General features: G+C 69.3%; 26 protein-coding genes. 5 read left to right on the top strand and 21 right to left on the bottom strand.

The window, feature by feature from the left end; translation table 11 throughout:
- Positions 1–17: 17 nt before the first annotated feature.
- Positions 18–767, top strand: coding sequence for a polyphosphate kinase 2 (ppk2, locus tag COA17_RS03180; RefSeq protein ID WP_096610121.1), 750 nt, complete (start codon positions 18–20; stop codon positions 765–767).
- A gap of 7 nt (positions 768–774) precedes the next feature.
- Here the strand turns inward: ppk2 and COA17_RS03175 are convergent, their stop codons facing one another.
- From COA17_RS03175 to leuC, 14 genes are all read right to left on the bottom strand, one after another.
- Positions 775–1,197 carry a hypothetical protein gene (locus tag COA17_RS03175; RefSeq protein WP_082740850.1) on the bottom strand — a complete coding sequence of 141 codons (423 nt, stop codon included), beginning with the start codon at positions 1,195–1,197 and terminating at the stop codon, positions 775–777.
- Positions 1,194–1,853: a SatD family protein gene (locus COA17_RS03170; protein WP_245857375.1), complete on the bottom strand. Its 660-nt coding sequence runs from the start codon at positions 1,851–1,853 to the stop codon at positions 1,194–1,196. The genes COA17_RS03175 and COA17_RS03170 overlap by 4 nt, the downstream gene beginning before the upstream one ends.
- Before the next feature lie 73 nt (positions 1,854–1,926).
- Positions 1,927–2,925 (bottom strand): quinolinate synthase NadA, encoded by a 999-nt coding sequence (gene nadA, locus COA17_RS03165; RefSeq protein ID WP_096610119.1) that lies wholly within the window; start codon positions 2,923–2,925, stop codon positions 1,927–1,929.
- 46 nt (positions 2,926–2,971) lie between these two features.
- Entirely contained in the window at positions 2,972–3,766 is a 795-nt protein-coding gene (locus COA17_RS03160) for a hypothetical protein (RefSeq protein WP_096610117.1), read from the bottom strand.
- A 71-nt stretch (positions 3,767–3,837) separates the two neighbouring features.
- On the bottom strand, positions 3,838–4,545 hold the full coding sequence (locus COA17_RS03155) for a DUF4230 domain-containing protein (RefSeq protein WP_141397015.1): 708 nt from the start codon (positions 4,543–4,545) through the stop codon (positions 3,838–3,840).
- Positions 4,542–5,405, bottom strand: a complete 864-nt coding sequence (locus tag COA17_RS03150; protein ID WP_096610753.1) for an MBL fold metallo-hydrolase — start codon at positions 5,403–5,405, stop codon at positions 4,542–4,544. The genes COA17_RS03155 and COA17_RS03150 overlap by 4 nt, the downstream gene beginning before the upstream one ends.
- A 99-nt stretch (positions 5,406–5,504) precedes the next feature.
- Positions 5,505–7,172: a M56 family metallopeptidase gene (locus COA17_RS03145; protein ID WP_096610113.1), complete on the bottom strand. Its 1,668-nt coding sequence runs from the start codon at positions 7,170–7,172 to the stop codon at positions 5,505–5,507.
- Positions 7,169–7,537 (bottom strand): BlaI/MecI/CopY family transcriptional regulator, encoded by a 369-nt coding sequence (locus COA17_RS03140; protein ID WP_066490505.1) that lies wholly within the window; start codon positions 7,535–7,537, stop codon positions 7,169–7,171. The genes COA17_RS03145 and COA17_RS03140 overlap by 4 nt, the downstream gene beginning before the upstream one ends.
- 344 nt (positions 7,538–7,881) lie before the next feature.
- Positions 7,882–8,211, bottom strand: coding sequence for a Grx4 family monothiol glutaredoxin (gene grxD / locus COA17_RS03135; RefSeq protein WP_066490521.1), 330 nt, complete (start codon positions 8,209–8,211; stop codon positions 7,882–7,884).
- 32 nt (positions 8,212–8,243) lie between these two features.
- Entirely contained in the window at positions 8,244–8,477 is a 234-nt protein-coding gene (locus COA17_RS03130) for a BolA/IbaG family iron-sulfur metabolism protein (protein WP_066490504.1), read from the bottom strand.
- 7 nt (positions 8,478–8,484) lie between these two features.
- A complete protein-coding gene (locus tag COA17_RS03125) occupies positions 8,485–8,808 on the bottom strand; it encodes a DUF1476 domain-containing protein (RefSeq protein ID WP_066490502.1) in 324 nt (107 codons plus the stop codon).
- Positions 8,809–8,892: 84 nt separating this feature from the next.
- Positions 8,893–9,894, bottom strand: a complete 1,002-nt coding sequence (locus tag COA17_RS03120) for an NADPH:quinone oxidoreductase family protein (protein ID WP_096610111.1) — start codon at positions 9,892–9,894, stop codon at positions 8,893–8,895.
- Positions 9,857–10,486 carry a 3-isopropylmalate dehydratase small subunit gene (gene leuD, locus COA17_RS03115; protein WP_096610109.1) on the bottom strand — a complete coding sequence of 210 codons (630 nt, stop codon included), beginning with the start codon at positions 10,484–10,486 and terminating at the stop codon, positions 9,857–9,859. The genes COA17_RS03120 and leuD overlap by 38 nt, the downstream gene beginning before the upstream one ends.
- A gap of 144 nt (positions 10,487–10,630) precedes the next feature.
- Positions 10,631–12,064: a 3-isopropylmalate dehydratase large subunit gene (gene leuC / locus COA17_RS03110; RefSeq protein ID WP_066491626.1), complete on the bottom strand. Its 1,434-nt coding sequence runs from the start codon at positions 12,062–12,064 to the stop codon at positions 10,631–10,633.
- Between the two features lie 157 nt (positions 12,065–12,221).
- Between leuC and COA17_RS03105 the strand changes: the two genes are divergently transcribed.
- The 3 genes from COA17_RS03105 (at position 12,222) to COA17_RS03095 (ending at position 17,422) form a co-directional block, all read left to right on the top strand.
- The gene (locus tag COA17_RS03105; protein WP_066491635.1) at positions 12,222–13,478 is read left to right on the top strand and encodes an MFS transporter; all 1,257 of its coding nucleotides are present in this window, start codon (positions 12,222–12,224) and stop codon (positions 13,476–13,478) included.
- 105 nt (positions 13,479–13,583) lie between these two features.
- Positions 13,584–16,400, top strand: a complete 2,817-nt coding sequence (locus COA17_RS03100) for a TonB-dependent receptor (protein WP_096610107.1) — start codon at positions 13,584–13,586, stop codon at positions 16,398–16,400.
- Positions 16,397–17,422, top strand: coding sequence for a phytase (locus tag COA17_RS03095; protein ID WP_096610105.1), 1,026 nt, complete (start codon positions 16,397–16,399; stop codon positions 17,420–17,422). Before COA17_RS03100 ends, COA17_RS03095 begins: the two co-directional genes overlap by 4 nt.
- A 43-nt stretch (positions 17,423–17,465) precedes the next feature.
- Here COA17_RS03095 and COA17_RS03090 read toward each other — a convergent pair whose 3' ends face one another.
- The 4 genes from COA17_RS03090 to COA17_RS03075 all read right to left on the bottom strand — a co-directional run bounded on the left by COA17_RS03090 (position 17,466) and on the right by COA17_RS03075 (position 21,084).
- On the bottom strand, positions 17,466–17,957 hold the full coding sequence (locus tag COA17_RS03090; RefSeq protein WP_096610103.1) for a nucleoside deaminase: 492 nt from the start codon (positions 17,955–17,957) through the stop codon (positions 17,466–17,468).
- Positions 17,958–18,035: 78 nt separating this feature from the next.
- Positions 18,036–19,262 carry an acyl-CoA dehydrogenase family protein gene (locus COA17_RS03085; protein ID WP_096610101.1) on the bottom strand — a complete coding sequence of 409 codons (1,227 nt, stop codon included), beginning with the start codon at positions 19,260–19,262 and terminating at the stop codon, positions 18,036–18,038.
- A gap of 11 nt (positions 19,263–19,273) precedes the next feature.
- On the bottom strand, positions 19,274–20,347 hold the full coding sequence (locus tag COA17_RS03080; RefSeq protein ID WP_096610099.1) for a phosphotransferase family protein: 1,074 nt from the start codon (positions 20,345–20,347) through the stop codon (positions 19,274–19,276).
- Positions 20,344–21,084: an SDR family NAD(P)-dependent oxidoreductase gene (locus COA17_RS03075; RefSeq protein ID WP_066491646.1), complete on the bottom strand. Its 741-nt coding sequence runs from the start codon at positions 21,082–21,084 to the stop codon at positions 20,344–20,346. The genes COA17_RS03080 and COA17_RS03075 overlap by 4 nt, the downstream gene beginning before the upstream one ends.
- A 100-nt stretch (positions 21,085–21,184) precedes the next feature.
- Here COA17_RS03075 and COA17_RS03070 point away from each other — a divergent pair, with 100 nt between their 5' ends.
- A complete protein-coding gene (locus COA17_RS03070; protein WP_066491647.1) occupies positions 21,185–22,090 on the top strand; it encodes a LysR family transcriptional regulator in 906 nt (301 codons plus the stop codon).
- 78 nt (positions 22,091–22,168) lie between these two features.
- On the opposite strand, the gene maiA is transcribed toward COA17_RS03070, so the two are convergent.
- From maiA to COA17_RS03055, 3 genes are all read right to left on the bottom strand, one after another.
- Positions 22,169–22,798, bottom strand: a complete 630-nt coding sequence (gene maiA, locus COA17_RS03065; protein ID WP_066491710.1) for a maleylacetoacetate isomerase — start codon at positions 22,796–22,798, stop codon at positions 22,169–22,171.
- A 5-nt stretch (positions 22,799–22,803) separates the two neighbouring features.
- The gene (locus COA17_RS03060; protein ID WP_096610097.1) at positions 22,804–23,502 is read right to left on the bottom strand and encodes a fumarylacetoacetate hydrolase family protein; all 699 of its coding nucleotides are present in this window, start codon (positions 23,500–23,502) and stop codon (positions 22,804–22,806) included.
- A 79-nt stretch (positions 23,503–23,581) separates the two neighbouring features.
- Positions 23,582–25,036: a DHA2 family efflux MFS transporter permease subunit gene (locus tag COA17_RS03055; protein WP_096610095.1), complete on the bottom strand. Its 1,455-nt coding sequence runs from the start codon at positions 25,034–25,036 to the stop codon at positions 23,582–23,584.
- Between the last annotated feature and the right edge of the window lie 81 nt (positions 25,037–25,117).

Raw genomic sequence — 25,117 nt, 5'->3', positions numbered from 1 at the left:
GATCGAAAGGCACGCGATTGGCCAAGCACCCGGAAGACGACGACGCGCTCCAGCTCGGACTGGTGCGGATGCAGCAGGCGATGGCCGCGGACGGCAGCCGCGCGGTCGTGGTGCTGGAGGGCCGCGACGCGGCCGGCAAGGACGGTACGATCCGCGCCGTCACCCGCCACCTGTCAGTGCGCAACACCCGCGTCGTCGCGCTGCCCAAGCCCAACGACCGCGAGCGGACGCAATGGTTCTTCCAGCGTTATATCGCGCATCTGCCGTCGGCGGGCGAGCTCGTGATCTTCAACCGCAGCTGGTACAATCGCGCCGGGGTGGAAGTGGTCAACGGCTTCTCCACGCCGGAGGAACAGGCGCAATTCCTGCGCGATGCGCCCGATTTCGAACGGATGCTGGTGGAAAGCGGCATCCGGCTGGTCAAGCTGTGGCTCGATATCGGCCGCAAGGAGCAGAAGAAGCGGCTCGACGCGCGCCGCACCGATCCGCTCAAGGCGCTGAAACTGTCGAACCTCGACGCGATCGCGCAGAAGAAGTGGCGCGAATATTCGGCCGCGCGCGACACGATGCTGGACCGCACCCACACGCCCGTCGCGCCCTGGACGTGCGTCCATGCCGACCACAAGAAGCCCGCCCGCGCCGCGATCATCCGCCACCTGCTCCACACGCTCGCCCCGGCGGACGTGGCGGGGGAGATCGACCTGCCCGACCCGGATATCCTGTTCCCCTACGATCCCGAAACGGCGCAGGACCGGCTGGCGCGCTGAGCGGCGCTCAGCCGCCCGGCTTGCCGACCAGCGGGACGATCGCGGCGGCGATGTTCACGCCGACGTGGCGGTCATAGGCAAGCCAGGCGGTGGTCACCGCGATCGCCCACAACAGGCTGAACAGCGACCCGACGAGGAAATATTCGGCGGGCAATTGCTTATCCAGTTCCTTGAAACGCGCGATCGTCTTCAGCGCGATCACCGCCGCCACCGCTTCCCAGCTGTGGACGATCAGCCCGATCGCGATCACCATCCGCTCCAGCGCGCCGATGTAGCGGCCCGCCGCCGCCGTCGATTGCGCCACCCCCGCCATCGCATCGCGCAGGCCGATCAGGTTGACCATCAGGCGGCACGCCCAGTTGCCGGTCATCGTCAGCAGCAACAGCGCGGCCGCGCTATAGGCGAGTGCATGCAGGGCCGCCCCGGTCACGGCCGGTCCTCCCAGCCAAAATCGATCGACGACAGGGTGTTGTGGATCGCCTCCCACAGCAGTTGATAGGCATCGCTCTGCCCCGCGGTGCGCACCTTGTAGACGCTATGCGTCGACACGCCGCGCCGCGCCGCGATGTCCTCCACGCTGCTGCCGTCCAGCGTGGCGACGATGTCCTCGCGCTGGCGCGCGGTCCAGCGCCGCTCGATCGCGGTCAGCCCGGCGCCCATCGCCAGCAGGTTCAGTTCGTCCTTGGGCCGACGGTTGAGCGCGAACAGGTACAGGCTGGTGTCGCGCTTGCGGTCCAGCATCGCGCGCGCACGCGATAGCCCGTCGCCCATCATGTTCCATGCGCGCTCGGGGTTGACCGGGGTGTCGATCGCCACTTCGCCCACCAGCACGCGGCAGGCGACATCCTGCGCCATCAACGCGAAGCGAACGCGGCGGGCGATGCGGATCGCATCCGCCAGCGTGTCGGCCAGCCCCTGGAATTCGTCCCCCAGCGTGATCGTCAGCGGGGAGACGAGCGTGGCGCGCTGCGCCGCATTCACCTCGTCGATGGCGGCGTTAAATACGCGGTGCAGCGCGCGCCGCGACGTCGCGGCTTCGCTGGCGACCAGATCGCCCATGACGACGGCATAGGTGCGCGCTTCCACCCGGCCAATCTATGGGGGCGACGCCAAAATTCAACCAAATTCGGGTCATTTCAGAAAATGACCCATTGGCGGGTCAATCGCCCGTCACCTTCGCAGGGCCAAGATCACCCTGCCCCACCGTGCCCCCGGCCATCGCCAGCATCGCGTCGAGGCTGTTCTTCGCGCGCAGGCGCAGGTCTTCCTCGATCTCGATCCGCGGGGTCAGGTCGCGCAGTGCGACGTACAGCTTTTCCAGCGTGTTCAGCGCCATGTACGGGCAGATGTTGCAGTTGCAATTGCCGTCGGCGCCCGGTGCGCCGATGAACGTCTTGTCCGGCAACGCCTTTTCCATCTGGTGGATGATGTGCGGCTCGGTCGCGACGATCAGCGTGTCGCCGGTCATCGCATAGGCATATTCCAGGATGCCGCGCGTCGAACCGACGTAATCGGCATGGTCCAGGATCACCGCCGGGCATTCCGGGTGCGCCGCGATCGGCGCGTCGGGGTGCTGCGCGCGCAGCTTGAGCAGCTCGGTCTCGCTGAACGCCTCGTGCACGATGCACACGCCCGGCCACAGGATCAGGTCGCGCCCGGTCTTGCGCGCCAGATAGCCGCCGAGATTGCGGTCGGGACCGAAGATGATCGGCTTGTCCGCCGGGATCTGGCTCAGGATCTTCTCCGCGGAGGAGGAGGTGACGATCACGTCCGACAGCGCCTTCACCGCCGCCGAGCAGTTGATGTACGTCAGCGCGATCGCATCAGGATGCTGCGCGCGGAACGCGGCGAATTGTTCGGGCGGGCAGCTGTCCTCCAGCGAACAGCCGGCGTCCATGTCGGGCAGCACCACGGTCTTGTGCGGCGACAGGATCTTGGCCGTTTCCGCCATGAACCGCACCCCGCAAAAGGCGATGACGTCGGCATCGGTCGCCTGCGCCTTGCGGCTGAGGTCCAGGCTGTCGCCGACGAAATCGGCCAGGTCCTGGATCTCGGGCTTCTGATAATAATGCGCGAGGATCACCGCATTGCGCTCCTTGCGGAGGCGGTCGATCTCGGCACGCAGGTCGAGGCCCTTGAGGCTGGTCGGCTGTTCCATCGCTGTCAGATGGACACCTTTGGTGACGCGATCAAGGCAATGTGCGTCACGGCAGCGGCGGGAACGGCGGATAGGCGAGCGGATCGACCGCCGCACCGGGCGTTCCGGCGGCGATGGCGATGGTCGCCGCCACCCCCGGCGCGCCGCGTCCGCACAGCTCGATCAGCAGGTGAGTCAGCGTCAGCGCGCCGATCCCCCACCACCATGCGGGATGCACCGCACCGCGCGTCCGCCGATCGTAGATCGCGCCCGCCACCGGGATCGCCAGCAGCGTCGGGAACACCGCCAGCCCGGCGAAGGGGATCAGCAACGGCAGCGGCAGCAGACGCCCGAACGCCGGCCCCATGATCGCCGACATCGCGCTCGCCATCAGCCGGCGGTGCCATTCGGTGCGCCGCCGCATCCGCACCGCCGTGCCGGCCAGCGCCAGAAAGGTGACCAGCGCCAGCAGGTCCATCGCCACAAAATAGGCCGGGGTGAAGAAGAACGGCACCCGCCCGGCGCGAACCAGCATCGCGACGGTGATCGGCCCGACCACCGCCATTCCCGCCATCCACCCGACCGCGACCCAGCCGAGCGTGCGGTGCCAGCGTAGCGCGCCGGTGGCGACCAGCACGTTCTGGCACAGGTACAACATCACCCAGCCGAAGAAGACGATCGCGTGCAGATGGACATGCCACGGCTGCGCGAAGTTGGACCGCCCCAGCGCCGCCTGCATCGAGAAGGCGGCGACGTTGATCACCGTCACCACGATCGCGATCGTCAGGAAGAAGCGATGGTCCTGCAACGGCCGCCGCCGTGCGGGTGCCGCGACATGCACGTCGGAAACATCGGTCGCCATCGGACAAGCCCCCCAGCCGTCGTCGATACCCGCCTTCTACACCCTCCGGCCGCGCCGCTCAATCCGCGACATCACTCCGCGTTGCCCAGCACCTCCTCCAGCGACCGGGTCAGGTTCCAGCGCGTCTCGTCAGCCCCGCGCGGTTCGCCGGCGAAGCGCACCGTCACCGCCACCGGCAGCCCCGCGGCGCGCAGCGTGCCGCCGAACAGCTGCGCCAGCGCGGCACGGCCGTTCTCGCGCGCCTTGCGCATGTTCTCGGGCGACCGCGCGGATGCCGTGACGCTGCGCGCGGCGGACACGGAGGCGCGCCGCTGCAACTCGGTCATCGCGGCGCGCGACACGAACAGCCCGCTGGTCTGGTCGATCGTGACGTTCGCCTCGTCCACATTGGGACGGCCGATGGTGACGTCGGGCACCTCGACCAGCAGCGTCCGCGCCTTGGCGTCATAGCGGAAATCGGACGGATCGAGTGCGCGCAGGTCGACGAAGTAATCGACCTCGAACGGCGCCTTCACCACCCGGCTCGACGGCAGCCAGCCCCACAGCCGGCTGGTCGAGCCGGTCGCCTGCACCGTGCCCGACAGCCGGCTGACGCGCAATTCGCTGCTGCCGTACAGCCGCCCCGCGACTACCCGCGCCACCGCGACGCCATTGTCGTCGGTCGTGACGGTATAATCGCGGGTGAACCGCCGATAGGCCGCCATCGATCCCAGCACGATCGCCACCGCCACCGCTGCGCCGATCAGCAGCCGCCCCAGCCCGGTCAGATGCGTGTTCACGCCGCCATGCCCCGCCACGCCTCACCGTCCGCAGCGACCAGTCCGCGGCGTTCCAGGTCGATCAGATGTGCCAGCACCGATCGTTCCGCCGCGCCGAACAGCCGCGGGTCCAGCCCGGCGTACATCCGCTCGACCATCGCCGGGATCGCGCGGGGGCCCTCGCCCAGCAGCCGCAGGATCTGCCCCTCGCGCTGCTTGCGATGCCCCAGCATCCCGCGCACCAGCCGTTCCGGCCGATCGATCTCCAGCCCGTGGCCGGGGTAATAGACGCGGTCGTCGCGCCCGATCAGCTTTTCCAGGCTGGCCATGTAATCGGTCATGTCGCCGTCGGGCGGCGACACCACGCTGGTCGACCAACCCATCACATGATCGCCCGAAAACAGCGCGCGCGTCTCGGGCAGCGCAAAGGCGAGGTGGTTCTTCGTATGCCCCGGCGTCGCGATCGCGGTCAGCGTCCAGCCGGTGCCCGTCACGCTGTCGCCCTCCGCCATCACCCGGTCAGGCGCGTAATCGGGATCGAAGGCATCGTCCGCGCGCGGGCCGTCGTCGGTGAGCGCGAAGGGCGCGGCCCCGACGATCGGCGCGCCGGTCGCCGCCTTCAGCGCGCGCGCGCCGGGCGAATGGTCGCGGTGATGATGGGTGATGACGATCGCCACCACCGGCCGCCCCGCGATCACCGCCATCAACGCATCGTGGTGCGCCGGATCGGCAGGGCCGGGATCGATGATCGCCACGTCGTCGATCCCGACGATATGCGTCTGCGTGCCGGTATAGGTATAGGGCGACGCATTGGGCGCCAGCACCCGCGTCACCAGCGGCTCCAGCGTCATCGGCACGCCGGCGGGGGGATCCTTTGCCATCGCGTCCGACATGGCGAACCCGCCCCCCGCGCGCAAGGGCGTGGGGGACGGGCGGCTATCGCCGGCCGTACGAGGGTCAAGCACGGCCGGCGGAAGACCTCAGTCGCGCGCGGCGACCTCGGCCCTCAACTCTGTGATCGCTTCGTCGATGCCCGACACCGCCAGCCGGCGCTGCTCGGCGCTCAGCGCGCGATTGGCGAACAACCCGGCACGGGCTTGGTACAGGCTGGCGATCGCGGTGCGCTTCGCGTCGCGCTCGATATGCTTGGTATCGCCCGCGATCCGTTCGGCGTCGGCGGTCGCCCGCTCGGCGACGCGGCGCGCCATCTCGTCGACACGGTTGGTGCAGACGGTCATCACGCGCTTGTCGCCATCGCGCGGCATCATCAGGATCATCCGCGAGTCCGTTCCGCCCTCCCCCGGCGCGCAGCTACGCTCGACGACCTGCGGCACGTCGCCGGTACGGATGACCATCACCGGTTTCGTCGCAGGAGACGGGGGAACGGGCGGCATCGGCGGCGCGGGCAGCGGGTGGGCGGCACGCCAGGCGTCGGCCTCCACACCGTCATAGACGGTCCGCTTGCCGTTCTCGACCACGACGACGTGATTGCTGTCGTGCTGCCCAGTCTCCGGCGGCGTCGGCGCGGCCGGGACGGGCGGCACGGCGGGCACGTCCGGTACCACCGGCGCCGCCTCGCCCGAGGGCAGATCCGGCGCCACCGGGGCGATCGGCGCCACCGCCGCGTGGAACGCGGCGACCGGCGCCAACCGGGCGATCTCGACGCCGGTGGCGGTTTCCACCTTGATGCGCATCCGCTCGGCCGCCTGCGTTCCCGATGCGGTCATCGCCAGCGTGCCCAGCGCCAGCGCGCCGGCTGCCCCCGCCCCCATTGCCACGCGACCGCGCGACACGTTCTTCCGCCCCAGCATACGCAATCTCCCCTTCAGATCCTTGACGGTGTTGAGGTGGCAGGCCGGCGATACGGCGCGTCCGTGCGCCGCCTTGACGATCGCGCAGCCATAGGCGTGGCGCGCCGCCGCGCCGCATTTGGAAAGGACATAGGCGTCGTTGGCCATTTCCTGATCGGCGCGGAATGCGCGAAAGGCGATCCAGGCGAGCGGGTTGAACCAGTGGACCGCCAGCACCGCCAGCGCGACCCAATTGGCGATCAGGTCGCCGCGCGCGTGATGGCCAAGCTCATGCTCCAGCGCGAGCGCCTGCTCCTCCACGTCGAAGCGCGCCGCGAAATCGCGCGGAAAGGCGACCACGCGGTCGAACACCCCGAACGCCAGCGGCCCCGTCGCCGCCGCGCTGCGCACCACCGTCACCGACCGCACGCGGTCGACCGCGATGCCGTGATGCAGCACCCGGTGACGGAAGCGCGCATAATGCAGCACCTGCCACACCAGCAGCGCCGCCGCACCCACACCCCACAGCAGGAGCGCCGCTTCTGCCCAGCCGATCCCGCCCGGCACCGGCGTCGCCGCCGGCAACGCCGCGGCCGGCGCGCCGATGATGACCGTCAGCGGATCGCCTGCCGGCAGGTCCGGCATCGCCCCGCCCCGCCACGGCGCAGGCAGGTGCGGCAACATGCCCGCACGCCATCCGGCCGGCAACGGCGGCAGCAGCAGTCGAAGCACCGGGATCGCCCACAGCGCATAGGCGACATGCGGGCCGAACGCCGCGCGCACCGGCCCGCGCGCCGCCAGCACCACCACCATCAGCAATGCCGATGCCAGCAGCGCCTCGATCGCCCAGCCGATCATTGTTTCAACGCCTTCAGCAGCGCCTCGATCTCGGCGATATCCTGATCGGAAATCGCGTCGCGCTCCGCCAGATGCGCGACCAGCGGGGTCAGCTTGCCGCCGAACAGCCGGTCGATCAGCCGACGCGATTCGCCTGCGACATAATCCTCCCGCGCCACCGCCGGGCGGTACAGATACCGCCGCCCGTCGACATCATGCGCCACCGCTTCCTTGGCCAGCAGCCGACCGAGCAACGTCTTGACCGTCGCCGCGCTCCACCCGCGCGTCGGATCGACCCGTTCGGCCACATCCTGCGCGGTCAGCGGGCTGTCATCCCACAGGACCTCCATCACCGCATGTTCGGCTTCGCTGATACGTTCGGCCACGACTCGCCTCCTATCGACTACGCATGTAATCTTATTGATTACGCCTGTAGTCAATAGTGGCCGCGGAGCGCCTGTCGGTTCTTTTTACAATTTCAACAGGCCGTTGACGCGCGTTAACCAACGCAACCGCGCAAAACCGTCGATCCGATGAACTGGCACGCGCGGTGCAAGGTATGACACGCACCGAGCGTGGATACGCTTCAGCCGGGCGGGGCGTCGCTACTTCGATCTCGCGACCCCCGCCCGTACCCGGTGCCTTCCCGATACACGTCAGACGGCACCACGAAAAAGGCCCACACCCGACCGGCGGGCATGGGCCTTTCTACACCGTCAACGGCGCGCGCTTACTTGGCGGCGGCGCCCGCATTCTGGAACAGCTCGGCCAGCTCGCCCGCCTCGTACATCTCCATCATGATGTCCGATCCGCCGACGAATTCGCCGCCGACATACAGCTGCGGAATGGTCGGCCAGTCCGAATAGGCCTTGATCCCCTGCCGCACCGCCTGATCCTGCAATACGTCGACGCTTTCGAAATCGACGCCCAGCCGCTCCAGGATCGCGACCGCGCGGCTGGAAAACCCGCATTGCGGGAACAGCGGCGTCCCCTTCATGAACAGCACCACCGCGTTGTTCTTCACCACCGCGTCGATGCGGGCCTGGGCGTCATCGGTCATCGTCATCGTCACTTTCTGTCGGAACCTGTCGCCTACTTCGGGACGGCGGTGGTCAACTGCAAGGCATGGAGCACGCCGCCCATCCGCCCACCCAGCGCAGCATAGACCGCCTGATGCTGTTTCACGCGCGGCATTCCGGCAAAGGACGCGGCGGTTACCCGGGCGGCCCAATGATCGTTGTCGCCGGCCAGATCGGTCATCTCGACCTCGGCATCCGGAATGCCCGCCTTGATCAGCGCCGCGATCTCCTCGCCTGCCATCGGCATCGCGTGCTTACTCCGGCTGCATCAGCTGGCGGCGCGCCTCGACCAGCTTCTCGTCCAGCATGCGGCGGACGGTCCCCTCCTCGACGTCGAGGCCGGCTGCGGTCAGGTCGCCGAACAGCTTGCGCACGACGTCCTCGTCGCCCGCTTCCTCGAAATCGGCCTGCACCACCGCCTTGGCATAGGCATCCGCCTCCGCCGGGGTCAGCTTCAGCAGGTCGGCGGCCCATTGCGCAGCCAGCCGGTTGCGGCGTGCCGTGATGCGGAACGCGTTTTCCTCGTCGCGCGCGAACTTCGCTTCGAAGGCCCGCTCGCGATCGTCGAAGGTGGTCATGTCGGCTCCCGTCGTGCTGTTCGCCGCGACTTAGGGCGGCACGGCGCAACACGCAACGCTTCACGCCGCCCACCGCGCCGCCCATCAGTCGGCGACGCGCACCACCAGCTTTCCGATCGCGCCGCGCGCGGCCATCTTGGCGATTGCGTCGCCGCCCCGCTCGAACGGGAACACCTCTGTCACGCGCGGCGCGATCTTCCCCTGCTGCCACAGGTCGAACAGCTGGCGGATGTTGCCACGGTTGCGCTCTGGCTCGCGCGCCGCGAACGCGCCCCAGAACACGCCGCACACGTCGCAGCTCTTCAACAGCGTCAGGTTCAGCGGCAGCTTAGGGATGCCGGCGGGGAAGCCGATCACCAGATAGCGCCCCTCCCACCCGATCGAGCGCAGCGCCGGTTCGGCATAGTCGCCGCCGACCGCGTCATAGACCAGCTGGAAGCCCTCGCGCCCGCCCTTCTCCTTGAACTGTTCCGCCAGCGCCTTCGATTCGTCCTTCGAAAAGGGCGCGCGGCCATAGATGATGACGTCGTCGGCGCCCGCATCGCGCACCGCCTGCGCCTTCTCCTCGCTCGACACCGCGCCGACCACGCGCGCGCCGAACGCCTTGCCCAGCTCCACCGCGGCCAGCCCGACGCCGCCCGCCGCGCCCAGCACCAGCAGGTTGTCGGCGGCCTTGATATGGCCGCGATCGACCAGTGCGTGGATCGTCGTGCCATAGGTCAGCAGCATCGACGCGCCTTCCTCGAACGATCGCTCGTCGGGGATCGGGTAGATGTTGTCCGCCCTGGCGACCAGCCGCTCGACCAGCCCGCCCATGCCGGTATTGCCCATCACGCGGTCGCCGGGCCTGAACGCGGTCACGCCCTCGCCCACGCTCTCGACCACGCCGGAAAACTCGCCGCCCGGCGCGAACGGGCGCGGCGGCTTGAACTGGTATTTGTCCTCGATCACCAGCACGTCGGGATAGTTGATCGCGCAGGCCTTGACCGACACCAGCACCTCGCCCGCCGCCGCGACGGGTTCGGGCAGGTCGCCGATCTCCAGAGTTTCAGGTCCGCCCGGTGCCCTCGACAGCAACGCCCGCATATCCGCTCTCTCCCTTGATCCAGGGCCGCTCGTGATCGAGCCGCTCCTCGAATTTCGAAATCACGGTATCCTTTGCCAGCGTCAGGCCGACTTCGTCCAGCCCCTCCATCAGGCAGCGGCGGCGAAACGGGTCGAGTTCGAAGGCGAAGCGGTCCTGAAACGGGGTGGTCACCGTCATCGTTTCCAGGTCGACGGTGACCGGCTGGTCCCTCGCCACCTCCAGCAGCCGGTCGACCGCCTCCTGTGGCAGGACGACCGGGACGATGCCGTTCTTGAACGCATTGCCCGAAAAGATGTCCGAGAAGCTCGGCGCGATCACCGCGCGGATGCCCATGTCGGCCAGCGCCCAGGCGGCATGTTCGCGGCTGGAGCCGCAGCCGAAATTGTCGCCCGCGATCAGGATCGGCGCCCCGGCGTAGGCGGGATCGTCGAAGATGTTGCCCGGCTGCGCGCGTACCGTCTCGAACGCGCCGCGGCCCAGCCCCGAACGCTTGATCGTCTTCAGCCAGTGCGCGGGGATGATGACGTCGGTATCGACGTTCTTCGCCCCCCACGGATAGGCCGTGCCCGAAACCTCGCTGACCGGCTGCATCGGCGTCAGCGTGTCGGGCGCGTGGCCGGGAAGGTCGGTTTGGCGATCGCGGCATAGGCCGCCACGCCGCTCAGCACCGAACCGGCGATCAGGAATACCAGAACCTTCTTCATCGCGACGTCTCCCTGCGTTCTTTCGTGTCGCTCAACGATCCATCAACTCGCGCACGTCGGCCAGCCGCCCGGTCACCGCCGCCGCCGCCGCCATCGCGGGCGACAGCAGGTGGGTACGTGCGCCCGGTCCCTGCCGGCCGACGAAATTGCGGTTGCTGGTCGACGCGCACCGCTCCCCCGCCGGCACCTTGTCCGGGTTCATCGCCAGGCACATCGAACAGCCCGGCTCGCGCCATTCGAACCCCGCGGCGGTGAAGATGCGGTCCAGCCCCTCGGCCTCCGCCTGGCGCTTCACCAGCCCCGATCCGGGCACCACCATCGCACGCACCCCGGCGGCGACGCGGCGCCCGTCGGCGACGCTGGCGGCGGCGCGCAGATCCTCGATCCGGCTGTTGGTGCAGCTGCCGATGAAGACGTGCTGGACGGGCACGTCCTGCATCCGCATCCCCGGCGCCAGCCCCATGTAATCCAGCGACTTGCGCGCCGCCTCCTGCTTCGACGGATCGGCGAAGCTGTCCGGCGCCGGGACCACGCCGGTGATCGGCACGACGTCCTCCGGGCTGGTGCCCCAGGTCAGCACCGGTGCGATATTGGCCGCGTCCAGCACGACCGTCTTGTCATAGCGGGCACCCGCGTCGCTGGGCAGCGTCCGCCACCATTCGACCGCGCGGTCCCAGTCCGCGCCTTGCGGCGCCATCGGCCGGCCCTTCAGATATGCGAAGGTGTTCTCGTCCGGCGCGATCATTCCCGCGCGCGCGCCACCTTCGATCGACATGTTGGCGATCGTCAGCCGTCCCTCGATCGACAGGTTGCGGATCACCTCGCCGGTGAATTCGATGACATGGCCGGTGCCGCCCGCCGCGCCGATCCTCCCGATGATCGCCAGCACGACGTCCTTGGCGCTGACGCCGAAGCCCAGCGTGCCGTCGACGCGCACCTCCATCGTCTTCGACGGCGACAGGATCAGCGTCTGCGTGGCAAGTACGTGCTCGACCTCGCTGGTGCCGATCCCGAACGCCAGCGCGCCCAGCGCGCCATGCGCCGACGTATGGCTGTCGCCGCACACCATCGTCGTGCCCGGCAGGGTGAAGCCCTGTTCCGGCCCCACGACATGGACGATCCCCTGCTTCGCCGACAGCGCGTCGATATAGGGGACGCCGAATTCCGCGACATTGGCACGCAGCGCGCCCAGCTGTTCCGCGCTTTCGCGGTCGGCGATCGGCAGTTCGCGCCCCTCGGCATCGACGCGCGCGGTCGTCGGCAGGTTGTGATCGGGCACCGCCAGCGTCAGGTCGGGGCGCCGCACGCGGCGGCCGGCACTGCGCAGGCCCTCGAACGCCTGCGGGCTGGTGACTTCATGAACCAGATGACGGTCGATATAGATCAGGCAGGAGCCGTCGTCGCGACGCTCCACGACATGGGCGTCCCAGACCTTCTCGTACAACGTGCGCGGTGCGTTCGACATGATGACCCGCGTTAACCCAGTTGCGGCGCGACGCGAACCCGCAAAATCGCACGATTCGTGCGCGACACGCCCCCGCCGCGCGCGCAACCGGTCGCCGGGACACCTTTGCCGCTAACCGACGTTAACGTGGCCGCCGCCGCCGTGCCGGAGAAATGCCTTGGCCCCACCTGCCCGAACCCCCGGCGACCGTGCGCTCGACTGGGTCAATTTCTTCCTGGCGGACGTGCGTGACGGGCTGGGGCCGTATCTGGCGATCTACCTCACCTCGGTGCGAGGGCCGACGCACGGTTGGAACGAGGCGACGACCGGCATGGTGATGACCATCGCCGGACTCGCCGGGCTGCTCGCCACCGCGCCGGCGGGGGCGCTGGTCGACCGGCTGCGCGCCAAGCGCGCGCTGCTGGTGGTCGCCGCGATCCTGGTCACCGCCGCGTCGCTGGCGCTGCCGTTCGTCACCGGTTTCACCGCGGTCGCCGCGACGCAGGCGCTGGCCGCGGTCGCCGGCGCCGCCTTCGCCCCCGCGATCACCGGCATCACGCTGGGGCTGGTCGGCGCACGTGCCTTCACCGCGCGGGTCGGCCGGAACGAGGCGTTCAATCACGGCGGCAATGCGGTGTCCGCCGCGCTCGCCGGGCTGCTGGCGTGGCGTTTCGGGCCGCAGGTGGTGTTCTGGCTGATGGCGCTGCTGGCGGTCGCGTCGATCGGCGCGACGCTGGCCATTCCCGGCGACCGCATCGACCATGACGTCGCGCGCGGCCTGTGCGCCGACGACGACGAGGAACCCTGCGACGCCCCGCCGCAATCGATGTGGCATGTGCTGCGCCATACGCGCGGGCTGGCGGTGTTCGCTGCCGCCGCCTTCACCTTCCACCTCGCCAATGCCGCGATGCTGCCGTCGGTGGGCCAGTTGCTCGCGCATCGCGTCGGCGCGGGCACCGCCACGTCGCTGATGTCGGCATGCATTGTCGGCGCACAGCTGGTGATGGTCCCGGTCGCGATCGTCGTGGGCCGCCATGCCGATCGCTGGGGGCACAAGCCGATCTTCTTAGCCGGCTTCGCGATCCTCGCCGCACGCGGCCTGCTCTATACCGTGTCCGACGCCGCGCCGTGGCTGCTGGCGGTGCAGTTGCTCGACGGGGTCGGCGCCGGCATCTTCGGCGCGCTGTTCCCGGTGGTGGTCGCAGCGCTCACGCGCGGCAGCGGGCGGTTCAACGTCGCGCAAGGCGCCGTCGCCACCGTACAGGGGCTGGGCGGCGCGATCAGCGCGTCGCTGGCGGGCCGGTTGATCGTCGCTGGCGGATACGACCTGGCCTTCCTGGTGCTGGCGGCGATCGCGGGCGTGGGGCTGGCACTGTATCTAGCCGCAATGCCGGAAACCGCCGCTGTTGCCGGAGCGCCGCGGCCGGGATTGTAACGCAACCGTCACCAAACTTCCCCCGTCACGTCATGAAAACACGCCATGCGGCGCACACCGGGCAGCGCCATCAGGCGCCCCGACAGCGTTCTTTGGGGGAACAACATGCACCACGCCCGTCACGGCGCCCGCGCGATCGCGGGTGTCTCGCTCATCGCCCTTGCCGTCGCCGCCCAGCCCGCGCACGCGAGCGCCGACGCCGCCCCTTCGGCCACGGTCGAGGCGGTCGCCGGCCCGAGCGTGTCGGGCCATGTCTACGACGTGACGGGCGTCGCGCTGCCGGGCGCGCGCATCGTGGTGGAGGGCACCGGCGCGCAGGCGACCACCGACCTGCAGGGCAGCTTCACCATCGCGACCCCCGATGCCAGCAGCGCGGTGACGCTGCTGGTCGACTATCTCGGTCGCCCGCCCTTCTCGATCACCGTCACCCCGGAACAGCGCGCCCGCGACGTCGAAGTGACGATGCCCGGCGCCAGCGACAATGCCGGCGACATCGTCGTCGTCGGCGCCTCGCTGCTCGACAATACCGCCCGCGCGCTCAACCAGCAGCGACAGGCCGACAATACTGTTACGATCATCTCCGCCGACGCGATCGGCCGCTTCCCCGATCCCAACATCGCCGAGGCGCTGCAGCGCGCGCCCGGCGTCGGGATCGAGCGCGACCAGGGCGAGGGCCGCTACATCAATGTTCGCGGCGCGCCGTCGGAATGGTCGGCGATCTCGGTCGACGGCGTGCAGATCCCGTCGGTCGATCCCACCACCCGCGCGGTCGATCTGGATACGCTGCCGTCGGACATCGTCGCGAACCTGGAGGTCACCAAGTCGCTGGTCCCCAGCCAGGATGCCGATTCGATCGCGGGCGCGGTCAACATCAGCACGCGCTCGCCCTTCGATCGCAAGGGGTTCGCGCTGACCGGCATGGCCGGTGCCAGCTACAACCAGTTCGGCAAGGGCAGCGACTATCGCGCATCGGGTGCGGTCAGCGATCGCTTCGGTGCGGATCGGCAGTTCGGCGTGCTCGTGTCGGGCAGCTATTCGCGCACGCACCGCCGCCCCGACAATGTCGAGAACACCTGGTCGATCCTTGGGTCCGGCCCGCGTGTCACCGAAACGCTGTTCAAGGATTACGATACCAAGCGCGAGCGGATCGCCGGCACCGCCGCGTTCGAATGGCGTCCCACCGACGCCACGCGCACCTGGGTGCGCGGCACCTACGCCCGGTTCGAGGATAACGAGTTCCGCGACCGCATCGGCATCACCTGGAACGCGGGCAATGCCGCGCCGGTCGCCGGATCAACCGACACCGCCGCGACCTGGGCCAACACCCGCATCGAAAAGCAGGTGCGCCACCGCGTGCAGGTGAACGAGATCAAGACCGTCACCGGCGGGATCGAGCAGCAGCTGGGCGAAGGCCAGGTGCGCGCCGACGTCGCCTACAGCGAAACGTCGCAGACCTATCCGCGCCGTGACGAGCTGCTGTTCCGCTCCACGCTGCGCCCGACGCTGTCCTACGATTTCGGGCGCGACAGCGATCTGCCGACCTATTCGCTGTTCACCAGCAAGGAGCATCTCCAGACCGGCACCTACGGCTTCCGCGAGAACACCTACCGGTCGAACACCACGCTGAACGACGAATTCACCGCACAGATCCGCATGGACATTCCGCAGCCGCTCGGCAACGGCACCGCGACCCTGTCGGCCGGTGGCAAGTATCGCGCGCGCAACATCACCGCGGACGAGGAGCGGTTGCGCGACCAGCGGTCCTCCGCTGCGCCGTCCCGGACGCTCGCCGGGATGCTGTCGGACGAGGATTCGCGCAATTTCGACTATGACCTGGGTAAGCGGTTCGACACCGGGCTGGCCGACGCCTATTTCGACGCAACCAAGGCCGCGTCGCAGCGCCGCCTGCCGCAGTCGGTGACCGCCGACTATCGCGCGACGGAAAAGATTCTGGGCATGTTCGGCATGGGCAAGTTCCAGTTCGGCGACACCACGCTGATCGCGGGCCTGCGCGTCGAGGTCACCGATTTCCGCAGCGAGGCGCCCAGCGTCGCGCGCAACGGCGCGATCACCACCGCGCGCGGCGACAACAATTACACCGATTTCTTCCCCAATCTGACGCTGCGCCAGGCGTTCACCCCCAACCTGATCGGGCGCGTCGCGCTGACCCGCGCGATCAATCGCCCGAACTTCCCGCAGATCGCACCGCGCGTCCTCGAAACGACCGAGGGCAGCACGATCCGCGTCGAATTCGGCAACCCCAATCTGCGCCCGACGCTGTCGAACAACGTCGATGCGGGGCTGGAATATTACATCCGCCCGCTCGGCATCATCGCGGTCAACGGCTTCTACAAGGATTTGACCGACTATCGCTACAACGTGAACGGCACCGGCACCTACAACGGCGTCGCCGGCGCGATCCTCAGCCGCCCGGTCAACGCGCGCGAGGGCAAGCTGTACGGCGTCGAGGTGAACTGGCAGCAGCAGTTGTCGTTCCTGCCGGGCATGCTGGGCGGGTTCGGCGTCTTCGCCAATTACACCTATACCGACGGCGATGCGCGCTTCGACGCGCCGTTCGGCGGGCGCACCCGCTTCCGCCTGCCCGGCCAGTCGAAGCATATGTGGAACGCCTCGCTGTTCTACGAACGCGGCCCGGTGAACCTGCGCGTCGCCTATACCAAGCGCAGCGATTACCTGGACGAGATCAACGCCGACGACGCGCGGCTCGACCTCTATTGGGAGGGCCGCGGGCAGCTCGACGCGACCGGCAGCTTCCAGCTGACCAAGGCGCTGAACCTGTTCGTCGAGGGCAAGAACCTGACCAACACCGCCGGCGTGCGCTATTTCGGCGAGCGGCAGCGCGTCTATGAATATGAGAAGTTCGGCTACACGATCTTCGGCGGCGTGCGGGTGAAGCTGTGAGGGTCGCGCTCCTCACCTCCACGATCGCGCTGACCGCGTGCGCGACGGTTCCCCCCGTCGCCACCCCGGCGGCCCCGACCGTCGCCGCCAGTGCGGAGACCGATCCGGTCGATACCGCGGCGGATGCGGCGGACGATCCGGCAATCTGGCGCAATCCGCGCGACCCGGCGAAGAGCCTGGTGATCGGCACCGACAAGCAGGCCGGCATCCACGTCTACGACCTGACCGGCAAGCGCGTGTCGTTCACCGCCGCGGCGCGGCTCAACAACGTCGACCTGCGGGATCTGGGCGGGCGCGTGATCGTCGCCGCCAGCGACCGCGCGGACGTGACGCAGGGGCATGTCGCGCTGTTCACGCTCGACACCGCCACCGCGCGGCTGGTGCCGATGGGCCGCTATCCCTCGGGCGCGGGCGAGGCCTATGGCATGTGCCTGTGGCACCGCGCGAAGGACGGCGCGCTGTTCGGCTTCGTCGTGATGAAGGACGGGCGGATCGACCAGGTCGCGATCGACCTGGCCGCGCCGACGCCCAAGGTCACCGCCGTCCGCTCGATGAAGCTGGGTACGCAGGCCGAGGGCTGCGTCGTCGACGACCGCACCGGGCTGCTTTACGTCGCGGAGGAGGACGTCGGCCTGTGGCGCTTCGCCGCCGACCCCGCCGCCCCGACCACCGCGACCGCGATCGCGCAGGTCGACGGGCGCACGCTGGTCGCCGATGCGGAGGGGCTGGCGCTCGCCCCGCGCGGGCGCACCGGCGGCTATCTGGTGGTGTCGAGCCAAGGCGACAACGCCTATACGCTCTATCGCCTGCCCGGCGTCACCTATGCCGGCCGTTTCCGCATCGGCGGCGGCGCGATCGACGGGACCAACGACACCGACGGCATCGAACTGGCGCTCGGCAATTTCGGCCCCGACTATCCCGCCGGACTGTTCATCGCGCAGGACGGTGACAATGCGCCCGCCACGCAGAACTTCAAATATGTCAGCTGGGCAAAGGTGCTGCGCGCGCTGAAGCTGCGCTGACGCACGTTTCGGGGTGGCCCGCCCGCGATGGTCGCGGCCACCCTTACAGGTTCGCCTGCTCCTCGCGCGGCAGGTCCGCGTCGGGCGGGTAATAAAGCCGCGCGCACTCCTCGCGCAGGCACCCGCCCTCGATCACGATATCCTCGCGATACGCATCCGCGATGAACGACAGCGTATCGACGTGCCGCGCCTCGAAATACATTTCGTGCACGTCGTCGCGCCCCGCGCCGTAAACGACGCGCCCGACCTTCGACCAGATCGACGCCATCGTGCACATCCCGCACGGCTGGAGCGTGGAATAGAGCGTCGCCCCGCGCAGCTCCAGCTCGCCGATCCCCTCGCACGCGCGGCGGATCGCCATCATCTCGGCATGCGCGGTCGCGTCGGGCAGTTCCTCGGTCTGATTGCGCTCGCCCGCAATTTCGCGTCCGTCCAGCACGATCACCGACCCCAGCGGCGCGGTGGACGGGTCGGCCCCCTTGGACGTCGCGATCGCGATCGCGCGGCGCATCCAGCGTTCGTCTTCCTCGGTCATCGGCACCTCCGCCGCCCCTAACGCGGCATCACGCGGGAAAGGCCCATGGACGGTGCGACGACCGCAGGAGCACCGCCCTCAATAGGCGTTCATCGCATTGTATTCGGTGATCTTCTGCTTGCCGAGCTGGCTCATGTGCACCTCGTCCGGCCCGTCCGCCAGCCGCAGGAAGCGGTTGAGCGTGAAGAATTCCGCGACCGGCGTGTCGTCGCTCACCCCCATGCCGCCGTGGCTCTGGATCGCGCGGTCGGCGACGGTCTGCGCCATCTGCGGCGCGATCACCTTGATCGCGGCGATCAGGTCCCGGGCGTCCTTGTTGCCGAACCGGTCCATCCGGTCGGCCGCCTTCAGCGTCAGCAACCGCGCCATCTCCACCTCGCAGAAACTGCGCGCGACATCCTGGCGGATCGAGGATTGGTCGGACAGTTTGCGCCCGAACGCGACGCGGTTCTCGACGCGGCGCGCCATGATCTCCAGCGCGCGCTGCGCCTGCCCGATCGAGCGCATGCAATGGTGGATGCGCCCCGGTCCCAGCCGCCCCTGCGCGATCTCGAACCCGCGGCCCTCGCCCAGGATCAGGTTTTCGCGCGGAACGCGCACATCGTCGAAGCGCAGCTCGCATTCGCCGCCCGGCGAATTCAGGCTGCCGAACACGCGCTGATGGCGCACCACCGTGACGCCCGGCGTATCCTTCGGCACGATGATCGTCGAATGCTGCAGGTGGCGGGGGGCATCGAAATCGGTCTTCCCCATCACCAGCAGCACCGTGCACTGCGGGTGCATGAAGTTCGAAATCCACCATTTGCGCCCGTTGATGACGTAATCCTCGCCATCGGCGGTGATCGACATTTCCAGGTTGGTGGCGTCCGATGACGCGACCTGCGGCTCGGTCATCACATAGGCGGAGCGAATCTCCCCCGCCAGCAACGGCTTCAGCCAGCTCTGCTGCTGTTCGGGGCTGCCGTATTTGGCCAGCACCTCCATGTTGCCGGTATCGGGGGCGGAGCAGTTGAACACCTCGCTCGACCACGGCACCCGCCCCATGATCTCCGCCAGCGGCGCATACTCCAGGTTGGTCAGCCCCGGCGACCAATGGCCGTATTCGTGCGGCAGGAACAGGTTCCACAACCCCTCCGCCTTCGCCCGCGCCTTCAGCGGCTCCAACCCCGGCCATTCCTGCCACAGGTTGTTCTGGTCGATGACGAATTCATGCCGCTCGCGCTCAGCGGGATAGACATGCGCCGCCATGAACGCCTCGACGCGGGCGATCAGGTCGCGGGTTTTGTCGGTATAGTCGAAGTTCATGGTCGGTCCTTTCAGACGATCGGCCGGTCGATGCGGCGCAGCGCGCGATCGAACAGCGCAACGGCATGGCTGTGGAGCTGGTCGCCGATCGCCTGCGGCGTCAGCCCGGCGAGCGCGCGCGCATGGCTGCCCTCCAGGATCGCGCCCAGCTTGAACGGGGCCAGCACGGCATACCAGCGCGCGTCCTGCGCGCTGCGCCCCGTGGCGGAAAGGTAGCGGTCGACCACCTCGCCCAGCGTCGGGAACCCGTCCCATGGCGTTACCGCCACGCGATGCGTGTGCTCGTCCGGGTCGTGCCAGGTCGCGGTCAGCCATCCCAGATCGAGCAACGGGTCGCCGCGGCTCGCCAGTTCCCAATCGACGATCGCGGCCAGTTGCGGCCCGTCGGGGCGGTACATGACATTGGCGAGGTGATAGTCGCCGTGGATGAGCCCCGGCTGCATCGCCGCCGGGCGGTGCGCGTCGAGCCAGCGGCAGATCGGCTCGACCTGCGGCAGCGCGGCCAGCCCCGGCCAGCCGTCGAACTGCGTATAGCTGTCCAGCTGCGCGCGCCAGCGCGACGCCTGCCGCTCGATCCACCCGTCCAGCTTGCCCAGATCGTTCAGCCCCGCCGCGGCCGGGTCGATGCGCGACAGCGCGACGGCGCCGTCGACGATCGCTTCCCCCATGCCGCGCCGGATCGCGGCGCTGCCGGCGTGGAGCGGCGGCAGCGCGACCGTCGCGTTGAACCCCTCGACCGGCTCCATCAGGTAGAAGGCCGTGCCCAGCACCGCCGGGTCCGCCTCCCCCGCGATGAAGCCGGGATGCGGCACGTCGGTGCCCGCCAGCGCGGACAGCACCGTCATCTCGCGGCGCATCACCGCGTCGCTTTCCGCGCGCGGGCGGCGCGGCGGGCGACGCAGGACGTAATCGCGGCCAGCGCGCGTGAAGCGCAGCAGGATGTTCTGGGTCCCCCCGCCCAGCGTCTCGACCCGCTCGATCGTCGCGCCGGCGCCCAGCGCCCGCCCGTCCATCCAGCGCGACAGCGCGGCCAGGTCGATCACCTCGGCCCAGGCCTCGCGGTCGTGGGTCAGCGGCGCCGTCATGCCAGGCTCAGCCCGCCGTCCACCACCAGCGTATGCCCGGTGACATAGCCCGCCAGCGGCGATGCGAGAAACAGCGCGGCATGCGCCATGTCCTGCGGCGTCCCCTCCCGACCGTCGGGAATGGCGGCGAGCGCCGCGGCCTTTCGCTGCGGATCGCCGGTGGTGACCGCGGTCAGCTTGGTCGCGACCAGTCCGGGGGCGATACCGTTGACGCGGATGCCCTCGCGTGCCCACGCCTTGCCCAGCACCTTCGTCAGGCTGATCGCCCCGGCCTTGGACGCGCTATAGGCCGGGTTGCCGATATTGGCCTGGAAGCCGGAGATCGAGCTGACGACGATCATCGCACCCCCGCCCCCGGCAGACAGCATCGCGCGGAAGTTCCCGGCGACCGCCATCAGGCTGTCGAGGTTGACAGCCATCACCCGGTCCCAGCCGGCCCGTTCGAATTCGCCGCGCTTATAGACGACGGTGCCCTGCGACTGGACCAGCACGTCCAGCGTGGCGAACGGCGCGGCCCAGCCGTCGATCGCATCGCGATCGCCGACGTCGACGCAGGAATAGTGGAGGCCGGTCAGATCGGAGCCGTCCTCCCCGTCGTAATCGGCCGCGGCGGCGCGGGTTCCCCAGACGTGCACGTCCGCGCCGGCCGCGCGAAAGCCCTGCGCGATCCCGTTGCCGATCCCGCTCGACCCTCCGACCACCAGCACGCGCCGGCCCGTGAAATCCAGTGCGATCATTGCCCGCCTCTCCCGTGGCGGCGGAGGATCGGCGATCGGACCGGGCGTGTCCAATATCGGATTCCTTGATCGACGATCGGATATTCTTATGGATCGCGTTATGGATCTGGATGCCCGCCCGCACCGCGCCTTTATCGCGATCGCCGAAACGGGCTCGTTCAGCCGCGCCGCGGCGATGCTTAATATCAGCCAGCCGGCGCTGTCGGCGCAGCTGAAGGAGTTCGAGCGGCGGCTGGGCTTCCGCCTGCTCGACCGTACCAGCCGAAAGGTGTCGCTGACGATCGAGGGACGGCTGTTCCTCGACCGCTCGCGGCGGCTGGTCAGGGAAACCGAATGGGCGAACAACGCCGCGCGCGATATCCGCAACAACCAGCTGCGCGTCGGCACCGCGCACTACACCGCCGAGATCGCGGAGCGGAACCGCATCATCGACGATTTCGTCGCCGAAGAGCCTGACGTGCCGCTGCGCGTCATGCGCCGTAGCGCCGAGCAGTTGCGCGACGATCTGGACCGTGGCGACATCGACGTCGCGATCACGCTGCAACTAGTCCCGCCCGACGACGCGCCCGCGCGCGCCGATGCGGCGCCCAGCTGGGTGGTGGCGGAGCGCGCCGTCACGCTGCAATTGCCGCACGACGACCAGCTGGCATGCGGAGCCGACGTGCTCCCGGCCGCCGCGCTGCGCGGACGCGCGATCGCGATGATCGACCGCTCGCACGGCGTCGCGATCGCCGAAAGCGTGGGGAAGGCGATCATCGACGCCGGTGCCGAGGCGCGCACCCTTCCCGAGGGGGATGCCCGCGCGGTGCTGCGGCAGGGCGCGCGGCTTGGCATCGCCGCGATCGACCTCGGCTGGTTCGTGCCGCCCTGCGCCAGCGTGGTGCGCCGGGCGGTCGCGGAATGGACGGTGCGCACGCGGCTGGTGGCGATGGCGAACCCCGGACGCCGCCGTGCCGGCACCGACCGGTTCCTCGACCGGCTGCGCCGGATGACACCGCCGTCCTGACCCCGCCGGTCGCGCAGGACGAGGCGAAAACCGATATGCGTCGCGGCGCTCGCCGGCCGCGCCCTGGTTATCGCATCCCTAGGGCGCGTCGGGCTGCCGCTCGGGCACCGCCTGCGCGAAGGCGGGCAGCGCCAGGCACGCCTCCTCGACCTGCACCAGCCGCGGCCAGCGCAACTCGACTCCGAATCGGCGCGCGTTGAACAATTGCGGCACCAGGAAGATGTCGGCCAGCGTCACCGCCTCGCCGAAGCAATAGCGTCCGCCGTCGCCCGCGATCAGCCGGTCGCAGGCGTCCAGCCCCTCCGCGATCGTGGTGCGCGCCCATCCCGTCACCTGTTCCTCGGCCAGGCCGAGCGCGCGCAGCCGGTCGAGCACCTTCAGGTTCTGCACCGGATGGGTGTCGCACGCGATCACCTGCGCGACGGCGCGCACCCGCGCGCGCTGTGCGGCATCGCGCGGCAACAGCGGCGGCTGCGGATGCAGTTCGTCCAGATAGTCGCAGATCGCGAGCGACTGGGTCAGCACCGTGCCGTCGTCCAGCTCCAGCGCCGGCACCAGCCCCTGCGGGTTGCGCGCCAGGAACGCCGGGGCGCGCTGCTCCCCCTCGCGTAGCTGCACGAACGCCTGTTCGTACGCCAGCCCCTTCAGGTTGAGCGCGATGCGCACGCGATAGGAGGCGGTCGATCGGAAATAGCCGTGCAGGCGCATGTCGATCAGTCCCTGGCCGGCGCGCCGATCCGCACCGTGCACGGCGACAGGCCGTCGATCGTGACGACGATCTCATCGCCTTCCGCCACCGCGCCGACGCCCGACGGCGTGCCGGTGTAGATGAGATCGCCCGGCTCCAGCCGGTAGAAGCGCGAGACATAGGCGATCACGTCGTCGACCGGCCAGATCATGTCGGCAATGTCGCCCTGCTGCCGGACCTCGCCATTGACGGTCAGCGCGATCGCGCCGGCGGCCATTACCGCGGTGCGGGGGTGGATCACGCCCAGCGGCGCCGATTGCTCGACGTTCTTGGCGGTGTCCCACGGCCGCCCCTTCTCCTTCGCGGCCTGCTGGAGATCGCGGCGCGTCATGTCGAGGCCGGCGGCATAGCCCAAGATGTGCGCGGCCGCGTCGCCCGCCGCGATGTTGCGCCCGCCCTTGCCGATCGCGACGACCAGCTCGGCCTCGTAATGGAAATCGGCGGTTTCGGGGGGATAGGCGATCGTCGTGCCGGACGGCACGACCGCCTCGGCCCATTTGGTGAAGAAGAACGGCGGGTCGCGATCCGGGTCGCTGCCCATTTCGCGCGCGTGGGCGGCATAATTGCGCCCGATGCAGAACACGCGGCGCACCGGGAACTGGCGACCGTCGCTGACGGCGGCGCGGGTCGCGGCGGGGGCTTCGAACACGTCGCTCACGCACATTCCTCCTTGTCGGGACACGGCGTCACCGCACATCGCCGAACCAGAAATCGGCGCGGCGCGCAACCGGGGCGCCTGCGTGTCAGGGGCGATGCCCGCTCATCTCGGCGCCCGCCGCCGCATCGAAGCGCCGGTTCCACACCACCGCCGACAGGGAAATCGCCGCAACCGTCAGGAACGCCAGCGAGAAGGTGCGCAACCCCGGCCCGCCCTGCCCTTCTGCCAACGTTCCCAATTCCAGCACCGTCGCCGCGATGCAGATGCCCAGCGACAGCGTCAGCTGCTGGAACGTGGCGTAGAAGCTGGTCGCCGCGCTCATCCGTTCCTTGTCGATGTCGGCATAGGCGACCGCATTGTAGCCGGTGAACTGGAACGAGGTGAAGAACCCCGCGACGCCCAGCACCACGATGATCGCCGCGGTCGGCCAGTCGGGGCGGAAGAACGCGCAGACGGCATAGCCGGCGCTGCTGGCGACCCCCGATACGATCAGGCTGCGGCGAAAGCCCCAGCGGCGCAGCACGCGCGGCGCCAGCGTCTTCATCGCCAGCGCGCCGACCGCGCCCGCCATCGTGATCGTCCCGGTCCGCGCGGCGGACAGGCCGAAGCCGATCTGGAATATCAACGGCAGCAGGAACGGTTGCGCCCCCTGCGTGATGCGCGTCAGCGAACCGGCGATCACCGACAGGCGGAACGTCGGGATGCGCATCAGCGACGGGTCCAGGATCGGGTCGCTGACCCGCCGGGCGTGGCGGATATAGAGGACGGCGAACACCGCCCCCACGACCAGCAGTGCGATCGCCACGCGCCCGGTGCCCGGCCGGCTCGCCAGTTCCAGCCCGAACAGCAGGCACCCCAGCGCCGCGCCCGACAGGAAAAAGCCGGACAGGTCGAACCGCGCGCGCGCATCGCCGCGTACCTCGGGCACCAGCAGCCACGCCCCCACCATGCCCAGAATGCCGATCGGCAGGTTGAGGTAGAAGATCCAGCGCCAGTCGAGCCAGGTGACGATGAACCCGCCCAGCGGGGGGCCGAGGATCGGTCCGGCGAGCGCCGGCATCACCAGCCACGACAGCGCCCTGACCATGTCCTCCCGGGCGACGCTGCGCAGCAGGACGAGACGCCCGACCGGCACCATCATCGCCCCGCCGATCCCCTGTACGAAGCGCGCGACGACCAGCATCGGCAGCGACGTCGCCTGTGCGCACGCAACCGAGCCGATCAGGAAGATGCCGATCGCCGCGCAGAAGATGCTGCGCGACTCGAGGCGATCGGCCAGCGTCCCGCTCGCGGGAATGAACAATGCCAGCGCCAGCAGGTAGCTGGTGAGCGCCAGGCTGAGGCTGGTCGCCGGGCGGCCCAGATCATGCGCCATCGTCGGCAGCGCGACGGTCAGCACCGTACCGTCAAGCTGCTGCATGAACAGCGCCGACGCGACGACCAGCGCGGTGACGCGATAGCCGTGCGCGCTGCCCCCGGTGGGCGCGGCGGCGATCGCCTCCACGCCGGGCGCCAGCCCGTCGCCCACGTCCGCGCTCATCGAAGCCAGATTACGCCGTCGCCACCGCATGTCCGCTCGTCTCCACCCGCCGACCGCTACAACGCGATCGGCGCGCGAAGG

The organism is Sphingomonas ginsenosidimutans (genome assembly GCF_002374835.1).
GTDB classification, from domain to species: domain Bacteria; phylum Pseudomonadota; class Alphaproteobacteria; order Sphingomonadales; family Sphingomonadaceae; genus Sphingomonas; species Sphingomonas ginsenosidimutans.
This window is presented reverse-complemented; position numbering and strand designations above follow the sequence as displayed.